Here is a 14,182-nt window from a genome sequence, read left to right on the forward strand (position 1 = left end):
ATGCTCACCGTCCTCAATGCGCGATGTCGCGATGAGATGCGGGCCACTGCAAGGGCATAGCACCAACGGGTCGGCGCAAGACAGTTGCTCATCCGGCTGCCGCCACCTTCTCCCGGTGGGAGAAGGAACACATGCTGCGACGCCCGGTCACCGTGCGGGTCACGGTCGGGCGGCCACGATCACGCGGCCGCAGGCGCATCCGCGGCATCGGGCAACGGCGCTTCGATCCCCGTCGTTTCCGCGTTTGCGGATGGCTCGCCGGGCACCTCCCGCTCGCGCGAGAACCGCGCAATCAAGGCGCAACCGAGTGCGGCCAGATAGGGCAGCGACTGCGCCACCAGGATCGCGCTCCACAACTGCCCCTCGATCTGGTCGCGCCCCGGCACCAGCATCATGCCCGCCACGCCGGCACCGAGCCCCGCGAGCAGCACGATTTCCTCGCGCACCGCCGACAGCGCATTCGGCGGCCGCTGCAGCCGCCGCTTCTTGGCCGTGCGCGCGAACGGATGCTCGCGCGCCACGAGCCCGCGCAGGATGCCGCGTGCGATCGCGTGGCTCAGCGCCATGCTCGCGAGCGATGCGCCGAACACGTCGCGCCAGCGGCATTTCACCATCGCCGCGTACAGCACCAGTCCGAACAGCACCTTCACCACGAAAAAGCCGATCACCGGGATCATGAAGAGCTGGTGCGGCAGGCTGAACCAGCCCGGCGCCGCCAGCATGCCGACCGTCCATGCGATCGCCAGCAGCGTGAAGACCAGGTGCAGCGCGTCGGCGAACCACGAGAACCAGCCGGTGAGGAAGTGGTAGCGCTGGCCCACCGTGTAGCGCGTGCCCGACAACAGGTCGCGCAGGTGGCGGCGCAGGATCTGCATCGCGCCGAAGGCCCAGCGGAAGCGCTGCGTCTTGTAGGCGGCGAAGTCGGCCGGCGTGACGCCGCGCCCGAAGGGCTCGTCCACGTACACGGTGCGGAAGCCTTCGCCCATCACGCGCAGGCCGAGTTCGGCGTCCTCGCAGATGCACCATTCGGCCCATTTCAGCCTGTCCAGCAGCGTGCGTCGGATCATCGTCATCGTGCCGTGCTGGATGATGGCGTCGCGCTCGTTGCGATGGTGCATGCCGATCTTGAAGAAGCCTTCGTATTCCCAGTTGCAGATGCTGCGGAACGCGTTCGAGGAAAAGTCCCGGTGCGCCTGCGGCGCCTGCACCACGCCGGTGTCGGCACGGTCGAAGTAGCCGACCAGGGCGCGCAGCCAGTCCGGCCGCACCACGTAGTCGCTGTCGACCACGGCCACCACGGCGGCCGCGGGGTCGGTCTGCTGCAGCGCGAAGTTCAACGCGCCGGCCTTGAAGCCGGGCCACGGATCGAGGTGGAAGAAACGGAAGCGCGCGCCGAGCCGTTCGCAGTGCGCCTGCAGCGGCTGCCACACCGCGGCGTTCTTGGTGTTGTTGTCGATCACCAGCACTTCGAAGTGCGGATAGTCGAGCGCGGCCAGGCTGTCGAGCGTCTGGATCACCATCTCCGGCGGCTCGTTGTGGCACGGTAGATGGATCGACACCATCGGCGGATCGGCGGGCAGATCCGCCAGCGGCACGAAACGCCGGCGCCAGTCGCGCTGCGCCAGCGCCTCGACGAATTCGAAACCGTTGATCCACAGGATGGCCACGATCGCCAGCTGCGCGGGCACCAGCAGCACCAGCGCAATCCAGTCGAGCGTGTCGAGATAGAACTCGAACGGCAGCGTGAAGCTCCACACCGTGATGCCGATGCCGGCCTGCATCAGGCCGGCGAACAGCAGCCGTCCCCAGAGCCGCAGCCGCCGCATGCGCCACATCACCCACAGCATCGGCAGGAAGGCGACGGCGGACGCGACGATCGCTTTCGACATCCAGCTGGGATCTTCCTCGACCGGCCCCGTCAGCGGAAACTTGGGCTGGCGCTCGGCGTCGAACATGCCCCAGTAGGCGCCGGCGCGGCCTTCGTCGGATTCCTTCCACGGCTGGTCGAAGGCTTCCATCACGTAGTAGTCGTAGCCGCGCTTTTCCGCCTCGAGCAGGAACTCGCGCATGAAACGCGCCGCACCTTCGAGCGATGCCAGCGCGTTCTGCTGTCGGTCGCCGTTGCTCGGCCAGCCGATCTCGCCGATGACGATGCGTTTTTTCGGAAACGCCTGCGCGATCATTTCGTACTTGCCGATGACGTCGTCGATCGCGAAGCGGCGCGGCACGCCTTCCCAGTACGGCAGCAGATGCACGGTGATGAAATCAACGTGGTCGGCGAGCTCCGGGTTCTTCAGCCAGACATACGGCGGCTCCGCGGTGGAGATCGGAATGTCGAGCTTCCTGCGCGCCTCGTCGAGGTACGGAATCAGTTCCTCGATCGACATGCGTCCGAGGATCAGCGTTTCGTTGCCGATGATGGCGCGGCGGATGTTGTGATACCGGGACGCGGCCGAATACAGCGCGTCCAGTTCGAGCCGGTTATTGTCGCGGCGCGCGTCCAGCCAGGCGCCGGCCGTGACTTCCAGTCCATATCGGGCGGCAGATTCCGGAATCGCATCGGAATACAGCGACGCGTAGCTGCGGACGCGGCCGGTGTAGCGGGACAACAGCGAGAGGTCGGAGTCGATCTGCTCCGCGGTCGGGTATTCCTGCCGCAGCGGGCTCTGGTCGCGCTGGTAGGCCGAAAACGCGAAGCCGCCGATTTCGCCGTCCCAGTCCGGCGGATTGGTCGGCTGGTGGATCCAGGACCAGATGCCGAAATTGATCGCCGCCACGAATGCCGCGATGAACAGTGCTCCCAGCCACCGCAGCGCGATGGCGATGCGGGGCAAGGCGTCAGGGCGCGTGCGTGAGCCGTCGGCCACCTGCGCGAGCGACTCCCGTGGTCAGGCGGCGCGCGAGGCGCGCTTGCGGTCGCTTTCGGTCAGATGCTTCTTGCGCAGGCGGATTTCCTTCGGCGTCACTTCGACCAGTTCGTCGTCGTCGATGAATTCCAGCGCCTGTTCCAGCGACATCCTGATCGGCGGCGTGAGCTGGACGTTGTCGTCCTTGCCGGCGGCGCGGATGTTGGTGAGCTGCTTGGCGCGCAGGGCGTTGACGGTGAGGTCGTTGTCCTTGCTGTGGATGCCCACGAGCTGGCCTTCGTAGATCTCGTCGCCTTCGCTCACCAGCAGGCGGCCGCGCTCCTGCAGGCTCACCAGCGAGTAGGCCGGGGCAGGGCCCATGCCGTTGGAGATCATCACGCCGTTCGGACGCTTGCCGATGGCGCCTTCGCTCTTCGGGCCGTAGTGGTCGAAGACGTGGAACAGCAGGCCGGTGCCGGCCGTGATGGTGCGGAACTCGGTCTGGAACCCGATCAGACCGCGCGCCGGGATCATGTAGTCCAGGCGCACGCGGCCCTTGCCGTCCGGCTCCATGTTGGTGAGCTGGCCGCGGCGCGTGCCCAGGCGCTCCATCACACCGCCCTGGAACTGTTCTTCCATGTCGACCACCAGCTGCTCGTACGGCTCCTGCAGCACGCCGTCGATTTCCTTGATGATCACTTCGGGGCGCGAGACGGCCAGTTCGTAGCCTTCGCGGCGCATGGTTTCGATCAGCACCGACAGGTGCAGCTCGCCGCGGCCGGACACCTTGAACTTGTCCGGGTCTTCGGTTTCCTCGACCTTGAGCGCGACGTTGTGCAGCGTCTCGCGCATCAGGCGGTCGCGGATCTGGCGCGAGGTCAGGAACTTGCCGCCGCTGCGGTCCTTGACCCCGGCGAACGGCGAGTTGTTGACCTGGAAGGTCATGCTGATGGTCGGTTCGTCGACGGTGAGCACCGGCAGCTGCTCGGGCGCGTCGACCGCGCAGACCGTGTCGGAAATGCCCAGACCTTCCACGCCCGAGATCGCGATGATGTCGCCGGCCTGCGCTTCGGGCACTTCCTTGCGCTCAAGGCCCATGAAGCCGAGCACCTGCAGCACCTTGGCGTTGCGCTTCTTGCCTTCGCGGTCGACCACCGACACCTGCTGGTTGGTCTTGACCTTGCCGCGCTGGATGCGGCCGATGCCGATCAGGCCGACGTAGTTGTTGTAGTCGAGCTGGCTGATGCGCATCTGGAACGGACCGTCCGGGTCCACCTGCGGCGGCGACACGTGCTTCATGATCGCCTCGTACAGCGGCGTCATGTCGCCCGAGCGCGCTTCCGGGTCGAGGCTGGCGTAGCCGTGCAGGGCCGAGGCGTACACGACGGGGAAATCGAGCTGCTCGTCGGTGGCGCCGAGGCGGTCGAAGAGATCGAAGGTCTGGTCCAGCACCCAGCCCGGACGCGCGCCCGGACGGTCGACCTTGTTGATCACGACGATGGGCTTGAAACCCATCTGGAACGCCTTCTGCGTGACGAAGCGCGTCTGCGGCATCGGGCCGTCCATCGCGTCGACGAGGATCAGCACGGTGTCGACCATCGACAGCACGCGTTCCACCTCGCCGCCGAAGTCGGCATGGCCCGGGGTGTCGACGATGTTGATGCGGTTGCCGTTCCAGGTGATGGCGGTGTTCTTCGACAGGATAGTGATGCCGCGTTCCTTTTCCTGGTCGTTGGAGTCCATCACGCGCTCGGCCAGCACGGTGCGCTCGCTGAAGGTGCCGGACTGCTTCAGCAGGCAGTCGACGAGCGTGGTCTTGCCGTGGTCGACGTGCGCCACGATGGCGATGTTGCGGAGGTTTTCGATGGACATGAGGGCACAGCCAAAAGGGCGGGTCCGGCATGGACGCGCCGTGGAGTCGGAAGTCTGATGAGGGTTGCGTCGGCAACAAACGCGACACGGGCGCCACGCGAAGACGCCGGCACCGGGTGTGTTGCAGCGCATTATAGCGTCACTTCACGCTAAGGTGCTGAACCGGCTGTTCAATTGTCCCGGATGGCGTCGGCACTGCGATAGATTTTGTCTATCACATCAATCGCAACAATCAACTTTTGGAATGGGCCGTCGCCCGCTAGCATGTGCCTCCATCGTCCCACCCACCCCAAGGAACCACCGATGTCCCTGATCAACACCCAGGTCAAACCCTTCAAGGCGACCGCCTTCCACAACGGCAAGTTCGTCGAGGTCTCCAACGAGACGCTGAAGGGCAAGTGGTCCGTGTTCGTGTTCTACCCGGCCGACTTCACCTTCGTCTGCCCGACCGAACTCGAGGACCTGGCCAACTCCTACGCGGAGTTCCAGAAGCTCGGCGTCGAGATCTACGGCGTGTCGACCGACACCCACTTCGCCCACAAGGCGTGGCACGACACCTCCGAAGCCATCAAGAAGGTGCAGTACCCGCTCGTCGGCGACCCGACCACCACGCTGGCGCGCAACTTCGAAGTGCTGATCGAAGAGGAAGGCCTCGCCCTGCGCGGCACCTTCGTGATTAACCCGGAAGGCCAGATCAAGCTTTACGAAATCCACGACAACGGCATCGGCCGCGATGCGTCGGAACTGCTGCGCAAGGTGAAGGCCGCGCAGTACGTGGCCTCGCATCCGGGTGAAGTGTGCCCGGCGAAGTGGAAGGAAGGCGAGAAGACGCTGAAGCCGTCGCTGGATCTGGTTGGCAAGATCTGACGATGGGCGCCGGTCGGTTCGCGCCGACCGGCCACCGTTCGCCGCACCCGCACCCCGCGAGTGCGGCGACACCCTGGAAGCCTCCGCTCCCTTCCCCCGTCGTCCCGGCGGAAGCCGGGACCCAGTGACGTTGCTCGGTTCTTCCCGGTTTCAACCACCTGCTCGTGCTCTTGCTTGAGGGTACGAGAACCGAAAAAACGATCGAAAGAAAAACCGAGCAGCGTCACTGGGTCCCGGCTTTCGCCGGGACGACGGTGATGGGGATGCGGAGGGTGTCGTGAGGCGAAACGCCTCGCACCGGTCCGCGAATCCTGTCCTGCGAGGTTTCGCAGCGCTGGAATGCAGCGCGCGCTTCGTAATCGTCGGCGCAACGGCCGATCACCAGTCACCAGGCAACCGATCCACCCCACATCCCGCCCAGGAGCCGCAGCCATGCTCGACGACAGCCTCAAATCCCAGCTCGGCGCCTACCTCGAGCGCCTGCAGCACCCCATCGAACTTATCGCCTCCCTCGACGACAGCGACGCCTCGCGCGACACGCTCGAACTGCTCAGCGACATCGTCCAGCTCTCCGACAAGGTCACGCTGATCGAACGCCGCGACGACGAGCACCGCAAGCCCTCGTTCGCCATCGCCCGCCCCGGCGGCGGCGTCGACCTGCGCTTCGCCGGCCTGCCGATGGGCCACGAATTCACCTCGCTGGTGCTGGCGTTGCTGCAGGTCGGCGGCCATCCGTCGAAGGAAGCGGCCGATCTGCTGGATCAGGTGCGCAACCTCGACGGCAAATTCCACTTCGAGACCTATTTCTCGCAGTCGTGCCAGAGCTGCCCGGACGTGGTGCAGGCGCTGAACCTCGCCGCCGTGCTCAACCCGCAGATCACGCACGTCGCCATCGACGGCGCCACGTTCCCGGACGAAGTCGAAGCGCGCAAGGTGATGTCCGTGCCGAGCGTCTTCCTCAACGGCGAACCCTTCAATCAGGGCCGCATGGACCTCGCGCAGATCGTCGCCAAGCTCGACACGGGCGCTGAAGCGCGCGCGGCCGAGAAGATCAGGACGAAAGCGCCGTTCGACGTGCTCGTCGTCGGCGGCGGCCCTGCCGGTGCATCGGCCGCGATCTACGCCGCACGCAAGGGCATCCGCACCGGTGTGGCGGCCGAACGCTTCGGCGGCCAGGTGCTGGACACGCTCGGCATCGAGAATTTCATCTCGGTGCAGCACACCGAAGGCCCGCGCCTTGTCGCGCAGCTCGAACAGCACGTGCGCGAGTACGACGTCGACATCATGAACCTGCAGCGCGCCGATGCGCTGAAGCAGGTCGGCGACCACGTCGAAGTCACGCTCGCCAGCGGCGCGACGCTCAAGTCGAAGTCCGTCATTCTCGCCACCGGCGCACGCTGGCGGCAGATGAACGTGCCCGGCGAGAACGAGTACCGCAACAAGGGCGTGGCCTACTGCCCGCACTGCGACGGCCCGCTGTTCAAGGGCAAGCGCGTGGCGGTGATCGGCGGCGGCAACTCGGGCGTCGAAGCGGCGATCGACCTCGCCGGCATCGTCTCGCACGTGACGCTGATCGAGTTCGATTCGAAGCTGCGTGCCGACGAAGTGCTGCAGCGCAAGCTGCGCAGCCTGCCGAACGTGCGCGTCATCCTGTCCGCGCTGTCGACCGAAGTGCTGGGTGACGGCGAGAAGGTGAAGGGTCTCGTCTACACCGATCGCACGAACGACACGTCGCACACGATCGAGCTTGAAGGCATCTTCGTGCAGATCGGCCTGCTGCCGAACACCGAGTGGCTGAAGGGCGCCGTGGCGCTGTCGCCGCGCGGCGAGATCGAAGTCGATGCCAAGGGCCAAACCTCGATGCCGGGCGTGTTCGCGGCCGGCGATGCGACGACCGTGCCGTACAAGCAGATCGTCATCGCGATGGGCGAGGGCTCGAAGGCGGCACTGAGCGCGTTCGACCACCTGATCCGCACCAGCGCGCCCGCGGAGCAGGGCGCCGCGCGCGCCGCCTGAGCCGCATCCAACGCTGCACCGCTCCAACTCCACTCCGACGTTCCACTCCCTCCGCGCGGCGCAAGCCGCGCGTTTTTTTTTTGACGCCCGGCGCGGCCGGTCGCGTCGCGCCGGGCGTGCCACTACACTGCGCGGCCCGCTGCATTCGATCCCCTTCGCGGCCCGTCCGCACGCTCACGAGGAACTGCCATGTCCAACCTCATCGCCACCTTCAAGACCAACCGCGGCGACATCCGCGTCAAGCTCGAAACCGAGAAGACGCCGATCACCACCGCCAACTTCGTCAACCTCGTGCAGCGCGGCTACTACAACGGCCTGACGTTCCACCGCGTGATCCCGGACTTCATGATCCAGGGCGGTTGCCCGCAGGGCACCGGCACGGGCGGCCCGGGCTACAAGTTCGAGGACGAGACCAACACCGGCATCCGCCACGAGCGCGGCGTGCTGTCGATGGCCAACGCCGGCCCGGCCACGAACGGCAGCCAGTTCTTCATCACGCACGTCGCCACGCCGTGGCTCGACGGCAAGCACACCGTGTTCGGCAAGGTGGTGGGCGAGGGTGACCAGGCGGTCGTCGATGCGATCAAGGGCAGCGACACGATCGAATCGATCACGCTCGAAGGCGATGCGCAGGCGGTGCTGGACAAGGCGTCGTCGCATGTTGCGAAGTGGAACCAGGTGCTGGATTCGCGCAAGGGCTGATGCCTGCACCTGCGGTACGTGCGAGGCTGCCAATCGCAGGTGCCAGAGCCCCCTCTCCCTCCGGGAGAGGGGTTGGGGTGAGGGTCCGGGACGCCTCGACGTGGGACGCTCCTCGAGCAATTCGAGCGTAGGAGGCGAAAATCGATGCGCGCAGCCTCATACGGGCCGCCCACTGCGGCAAGGTGCCGCCCGATCGCTCCGACCGAACCCTGATCCGGCGCTGCGCGCCACCTTCTCCCGCGGGGAGAAGGGCTAGCGGGTGGTTCGTTTCTTCACAGGTTCCGCACCTATCGACGCGACGACGAAGCAAGCGCATCGATCCGCGCATCCAGCCCCGCATCGTCATAGTCACCAACTTCGCGCAGCCGCACCAGCGTATCCCGCGCCACATCGCGAAACCCCGCAGCGACCACCACCCGCCGCGCCTCCGCATCCGCCGCGATCTCTCCGGCCACCGAATCCCACCCGAACCGCCGCCGCGCCTGCACGTGCGCCAGCGTGCGATGCGCGAGCTCGTGCCCGAGCACGAACGCCAGCGCATCCTCGCCCGCCAGCGCATCCAGCAACGGACGATGCACGCGCAGCAACCGCGCCCCGACCAGTTCGCAGCGCAACCCCGGCAGGTCCAGCACCACCACCCGCACCGCGCGACACTGCACCGCATCCAGCCGGCACAGCACCCGCTCGATGCGCCCGAGCAACGCCGCGTCGTCGACACGCGCCGGCGACGCCAGCAGCGCCCGCTCCTGCTGCAGCAACGCATCCGCCTCCCACCGCGTCAGTCCGTCCGGCCCCGGCGCGGCGCAGCCGGTGAGCCCCGTCCATGCGACCAAAGCCGCACAAAACCTCACGATTCGCCACGTCGCGGCCGGCTGCCGCCGGGTTGACCCCGTGCTAGAATTTCGGGCTCCCGCAGCGCACCACGCCGCGCTGCGCGCTCCGTCCGCCGCCGAAGGATCCGCACCGATGCCGCAACTCGCCAAGCGTATGGGCCGGGCCAAGCCCAGCGCCATCATGGCCGTCGCCGAAAAGGCGAAGAAGCTCAAAGCCGAAGGTCGCGACATCATCAGTTTCTCGATCGGCGTGCCGAATTTCCTGCCGGGCGAACATGTCTACGCCGCCGCGCGCGAGGCACTGTCGCACGACTCCGGCCAATACGGTTCCAACCGCGGTTCGGACGCGCTGCTCGATGCCTTCCTCAAGCACCTCGAAGGCAGCGGCCTGCCGGGCTACACGCGCCGCAACCTGTGCGTGGGCGTCGGCGCCAAGCACCTGCTCTACAACCTGGCCGAAGCCCTGCTCGACGCCGGCGACACCATCGCCTTCGCGACGCCGTACTGGACCACCTACGTCGACATCGCCGACATCCTCGAAGCCAAGACGCTGCTGCTGCCGTGCCCGCCGGAGCAGAACTACAAGCTCACCCCTGCACAGCTCGACGCGGCGCTGGCGCAGAAGCCGAAGGTGTTCCTGTTCAACAACCCGTCGAATCCGACCGGCATGGTCTATTCAAAGGCCGAGATCGAAGCCCTCGCCGCCGTGGTCGCGAAGCACCCGGACACGTGGGTGGTGCTCGACGACATCTACAACCGCCTCGTGTTCGGCGACATCGGCTACCACAATTTCCTGCACTCGCAGCCGCAGCTGCGCGAGCGCACCATCGTGGTGGATTCGCTGTCGAAGACCTACGGCATGCCGGGCTGGCGCGTCGGCCTGATCGCGGCGCCGGAGTCGGTGGCGCAGGCGGTGGTGACGCTGAATTCGAACCACATCACGAACATCCCGGAAGTGGTGTCCGCGGCCGCAACCGCGGCGCTGTCGGGCCCGCAGGACGTGACCACCGGCAAGGTCGCCGAGTTCGCCGCCAAGCGCGACCTCGTGCTCGATGCGCTGGCGAAGATCCCCGGCGTGGTGTGCCCGCGGCCGGAAGGTGCGTTCTACGCGTTCCCGGACATCAGCGTCGCGTTCGGCAAGACACACGCGGGCAGCGGCATCGCGATCGACAGCGATGTCGATGTGTGCAATGCGCTGCTCGAAGTGAAGGGTGTGGCCTGCGTGCCGGGCTCGGCCTTCGGCGAACCGCGCGCGCTGCGTATTTCCTACACCTGCTCGACGCCGCAGCTGACGGATGGCATGGCGCGGATCCAGCAGTTCTTTGCGGAGTTGGTGTGAGTCCGATCGCGCGTTGGCTGATCCCGCACCGAGTGTTCGTCTGCCGCTCTTGATCCATTCCGAAAACGAAGTCCGCGAACGACCTGACACCCGCCACCTCCCACCCGTCATTCCCGCGAATGCGGGAATCCAGTGCCCCTTCTCGGTTTTGCTCTTCCGACCAGCCGGTGCAAACCAAGCAAGGTCGCTGGATTCCCGCATTCGCGGGAATGACGTAGGAAAGGTTTCGGCATCCCCAAGCATCGCAATCCTGCCAGCGAAAGCGACGCTTCAACCAACCCACCTGTTCGACACATCCCGGAGATCCCCATGACCAAGCCCGTCCGCGTCGCCGTCACCGGTGCAGCCGGCCAGATCGGCTATTCCCTCCTGTTCCGCATCGCCTCGGGCGAGATGCTCGGCAAGGACACGCCGGTCATCCTGCAGCTGCTCGAACTGCCGATGGAGAAGGCCCAGGCCGCGCTGAAAGGCGTGATCATGGAACTCGAGGACTGCGCGTTCCCGCTGCTCGCCGGCGTCGTCGGCACCGACGATCCCGAAGTCGCGTTCAAGGACGCCGACATCGCGCTCCTCGTCGGCGCGCGTCCGCGCGGCCCGGGCATGGAGCGCAAGGACCTGCTGCTCGAAAACGCCAAGATCTTCACCGCCCAGGGCGCGGCGCTGAACAAGGTGGCCTCGCGTGACGTGAAGGTGCTCGTGGTCGGCAACCCGGCCAACACCAACGCCTACATCGCGATGAAGTCGGCGCCGGACCTGCCGGCGAAGAACTTCACCGCCATGCTGCGCCTCGACCACAATCGCGCGCTCTCGCAGCTCGCGGCCAAGGCCGGCGTGGCGGTGGGCGACATCGAGAAGCTGGTGGTGTGGGGCAACCACTCGCCGACGATGTACCCGGACTACCGCTTCGCAACGGTGAAGGGCGAATCGCTCAAGGACAAGATCGGCGACGACGCCTGGAACCGCGACACCTTCATCCCGAAGGTCGGCAAGCGCGGCGCGGCGATCATCGAAGCACGCGGCCTGTCCTCGGCGGCCTCGGCGGCGAACGCCGCCATCGACCACATCCGCGACTGGGTGCTCGGCACCGACGGCAAGTGGGTGACGATGGGCGTGCCGTCGGACGGCAGCTACGGCATCCCGAAGGACGTGATGTACGGCGTCGCCGTCACCTGCAAGAACGGCGAGTACACCCGCGTCGAAGGCCTCGACGTGGACGAGTACTCGCGTTCGATGATGGACAAGACGCTGGCCGAGCTCGAGGAAGAGCGCGCCGGCGTGGCGCATCTGCTGGGCTGATCCGCGCTGCGGCGGATCGCGCACTGCTCGTGCGCGCGTCCCGGCCGACTGGCACGGCCGCGACGCCACAAGGTGGCGGCGCCCGGAAGCCCCTCTCCCCGTGGGAGAGGGGTTGGGGAGAGGGTTCGGGACGCCCCGACGTCCGATCCCTCGTCGAGCTTCTCGAGCTTATTGCCTTGATAGGCCGAAGGTTTTCGTCGCAATGTGAGAACGGCAACGCGGCCTCGTATGTTCCAGGGGCCACGGAACGTTGTCTCCCCGAGGCTTCGCCGGACCCTCATCCGCCCTTCGGGCACCTTCTCCCACGGGGAGAAGGGCTAAAGCGGGGCGAGGCAGGGGCCAGGGCTGCAAACCCCCGAAAACCCCGCTATACTTCGCGGCCCGGTCGGATGGCCGGGGCGCTCCACGCTCCACCGGGTCGCGGGCCGCAAGGCCCGCAGACACCACACGCTGTTCCAAGCAGGAAGGAAAGCGCGGCTCCCGCCGCCGCTTGGACGAGTACATAAACATCGGCACAAAGCCGAACCTCAGGATCACCGTCATGCCCAAGATGAAGACCAACCGGGCGGCAGCCAAGCGCTTCCGCAAGACCGGCTCCGGCAATTTCAAGTGCGGCCACGCCTTCAAGAGCCACATCCTCACGAAGAAGGCCACCAAGCGCAAGCGCAACCTGCGCGGCCCGAATTTCGTCCGTGCGGAAGACGCAGGTCGCGTCGCCCGCATGCTGCCGTACGCCTAAGGAGACCGGGTCATGGCACGAGTCAAACGTGGTGTCACGGCGCGCCGCCGTCACAACAAGCTCATCTCCCGCGCGAAGGGTTACTACAATGCCCGCCGCAAGGTCTATCGCGTCGCCAAGCAGGCCGTCATCAAGGCCGGCCAGTACGCGTACATCGGCCGCAAGCAGCGCAAGCGCCAGTTCCGCGCGCTGTGGATCGTCCGCATCAACGCCGCGGCGCGCCAGTACGGCCTGTCGTACAGCCGCCTGATGAACGGCCTCAAGAAGGCCGGCATCACGCTCGACCGCAAGGTGCTGGCCGACATCGCCGTGCACGACATCGCGGGTTTTGGTGCCATCGCCGACAAGGCCAAGGGCGCACTCGCAGCCTGATTCACATCGGCTTGATGCACATCGTCGCGCGGTCGGCCTGAAACCGATCGCGCAGACTTAGGCTTCAATGCATGGGGAAGGGCGCCAGCTCTTCCCCATGTGCGTTTGCGGGGTCCGGTTTTTTCGAAGGCCGCATCCCGACGTGGTTCCGGGGACTGACTCCGGCCGGCGCCCGCCGGCCGTCTGGAAGGATCGAATGGACGCTTTGCACACCCTCGCCGATGCCGGCCTTGCCGACATCGCCGCCGCCGACACGCTGGACGGCCTCGACGCGATCCGCGTCCGCCTGCTCGGCAAGTCCGGCAGCATCACCGAACAGCTCAAGGCCCTGGGCAAGCTGCCGCCGGACGAGCGCAAGGCGCACGGCGAGCAGGTCAACCGCGTGCGCGACGCGTTGTCCTCCGCGATCGCGGCGCGCAAGGCCGAACTCGAACAGGCCGCGCTCGCGCAGCGCCTCGCGTCCGAGCGCATCGACATCACGCTGCCCGGCCGCAACCCGGAGCGCGGCAACCTGCATCCGGTCACGCGCACGCTCGAACGCATCACCGCGATCTTCGCGCGCCTCGGGTACCAGGTGGCCGATGGGCCGGAGATCGAGGACGACTGGCACAACTTCGAAGCGCTGAACTTCCCGCCGCACCATCCCGCGCGCGCGATGCACGACACGTTCTACACCGTGCCCGACGCGCAGGGCATCGCGCGCGTGCTGCGCACGCACACATCCCCGGTGCAGATCCGCGCGATGCAGGGCCGCACGCCGCCGATCCGCATCATCGCGCCGGGCAAGGTCTACCGCAGCGACAGCGATCAGACGCACACGCCGATGTTCCATCAGGTGGAAGGGCTGCTGGTCGACGAGACCTCGAGCTTCGCCGATCTCAAGGGCACGCTGAAGCAGTTCGTCGACGCGTTTTTCGAGCGCGATTTCGCCATGCGGTTCCGCCCGAGCTATTTCCCGTTCACCGAGCCGTCGGCGGAAGTCGACATCGCGTGGGATCGCGGCGACGGCAGCGAACCGGGCTGGCTCGAAGTGCTCGGCTGCGGCATGGTGCATCCGACCGTGCTGCGCAACTGCGGCATCGATCCGGAGCGCTACAGCGGGTTTGCGTTCGGCCTGGGCGTGGAGCGTTTCGCGATGCTGCGCTACGGCGTGTCGGACCTGCGCAGCTTTTTCGACAACGATGTGCGGTTTCTCAAGCAGTTTGCGTGACGTCGGGATTGGGGATTCGTGATTCGGGATTCGTCAGTGCCCGCAGGATGGCAGGCATGAGGAACCTCGGACGTGTCCCAAACTCGCCCG

General features: G+C 66.5%; 11 protein-coding genes. 8 read left to right on the forward strand and 3 right to left on the reverse strand.

Going from position 1 to position 14,182, the window contains the following annotated elements; genetic code table 11:
- Positions 1-179 precede the first annotated feature (179 nt).
- Both HNQ52_RS08620 and typA read right to left on the reverse strand, forming a co-directional pair.
- A complete protein-coding gene (locus HNQ52_RS08620; RefSeq protein ID WP_221282014.1) occupies positions 180-2,834 on the reverse strand; it encodes a glycosyltransferase in 2,655 nt (884 codons plus the stop codon).
- A gap of 54 nt (positions 2,835-2,888) precedes the next feature.
- The gene (gene typA / locus HNQ52_RS08625; protein ID WP_183960744.1) at positions 2,889-4,718 is read right to left on the reverse strand and encodes a translational GTPase TypA; all 1,830 of its coding nucleotides are present in this window, start codon (positions 4,716-4,718) and stop codon (positions 2,889-2,891) included.
- 303 nt (positions 4,719-5,021) lie between these two features.
- On the opposite strand from typA, the gene ahpC reads away from it, so the two are divergent.
- The 3 genes from ahpC to HNQ52_RS08640 all read left to right on the forward strand — a co-directional run bounded on the left by ahpC (position 5,022) and on the right by HNQ52_RS08640 (position 8,303).
- On the forward strand, positions 5,022-5,585 hold the full coding sequence (gene ahpC, locus HNQ52_RS08630) for an alkyl hydroperoxide reductase subunit C (protein WP_183960745.1): 564 nt from the start codon (positions 5,022-5,024) through the stop codon (positions 5,583-5,585).
- Positions 5,586-6,017: 432 nt separating this feature from the next.
- Positions 6,018-7,601: an alkyl hydroperoxide reductase subunit F gene (gene ahpF / locus HNQ52_RS08635; protein WP_183960746.1), complete on the forward strand. Its 1,584-nt coding sequence runs from the start codon at positions 6,018-6,020 to the stop codon at positions 7,599-7,601.
- A 189-nt stretch (positions 7,602-7,790) separates the two neighbouring features.
- Positions 7,791-8,303 (forward strand): peptidylprolyl isomerase, encoded by a 513-nt coding sequence (locus HNQ52_RS08640; protein WP_183960747.1) that lies wholly within the window; start codon positions 7,791-7,793, stop codon positions 8,301-8,303.
- 287 nt (positions 8,304-8,590) lie between these two features.
- On the opposite strand, the gene HNQ52_RS08645 is transcribed toward HNQ52_RS08640, so the two are convergent.
- The gene (locus HNQ52_RS08645; protein ID WP_183960748.1) at positions 8,591-9,061 is read right to left on the reverse strand and encodes a M48 family metalloprotease; all 471 of its coding nucleotides are present in this window, start codon (positions 9,059-9,061) and stop codon (positions 8,591-8,593) included.
- A gap of 208 nt (positions 9,062-9,269) precedes the next feature.
- On the opposite strand from HNQ52_RS08645, the gene HNQ52_RS08650 reads away from it, so the two are divergent.
- The 5 genes from HNQ52_RS08650 to pheS all read left to right on the forward strand — a co-directional run bounded on the left by HNQ52_RS08650 (position 9,270) and on the right by pheS (position 14,092).
- Positions 9,270-10,475: a pyridoxal phosphate-dependent aminotransferase gene (locus HNQ52_RS08650; RefSeq protein WP_183960749.1), complete on the forward strand. Its 1,206-nt coding sequence runs from the start codon at positions 9,270-9,272 to the stop codon at positions 10,473-10,475.
- A 309-nt stretch (positions 10,476-10,784) separates the two neighbouring features.
- Positions 10,785-11,771 carry a malate dehydrogenase gene (locus HNQ52_RS08655; protein WP_183960750.1) on the forward strand — a complete coding sequence of 329 codons (987 nt, stop codon included), beginning with the start codon at positions 10,785-10,787 and terminating at the stop codon, positions 11,769-11,771.
- Between the two features lie 541 nt (positions 11,772-12,312).
- Complete coding sequence (rpmI, locus tag HNQ52_RS08660) at positions 12,313-12,510, forward strand: 50S ribosomal protein L35 (RefSeq protein WP_183960751.1); 198 nt, start codon at positions 12,313-12,315, stop codon at positions 12,508-12,510.
- A gap of 12 nt (positions 12,511-12,522) precedes the next feature.
- Positions 12,523-12,882: a 50S ribosomal protein L20 gene (gene rplT, locus HNQ52_RS08665; RefSeq protein ID WP_183960752.1), complete on the forward strand. Its 360-nt coding sequence runs from the start codon at positions 12,523-12,525 to the stop codon at positions 12,880-12,882.
- A gap of 196 nt (positions 12,883-13,078) precedes the next feature.
- Positions 13,079-14,092 carry a phenylalanine--tRNA ligase subunit alpha gene (gene pheS, locus HNQ52_RS08670; RefSeq protein ID WP_183960753.1) on the forward strand — a complete coding sequence of 338 codons (1,014 nt, stop codon included), beginning with the start codon at positions 13,079-13,081 and terminating at the stop codon, positions 14,090-14,092.
- Positions 14,093-14,182: the final 90 nt, after the last annotated feature.

This window comes from Chiayiivirga flava (assembly GCF_014202825.1).
GTDB classification, from domain to species: Bacteria; Pseudomonadota; Gammaproteobacteria; order Xanthomonadales; family Xanthomonadaceae; genus Chiayiivirga; species Chiayiivirga flava.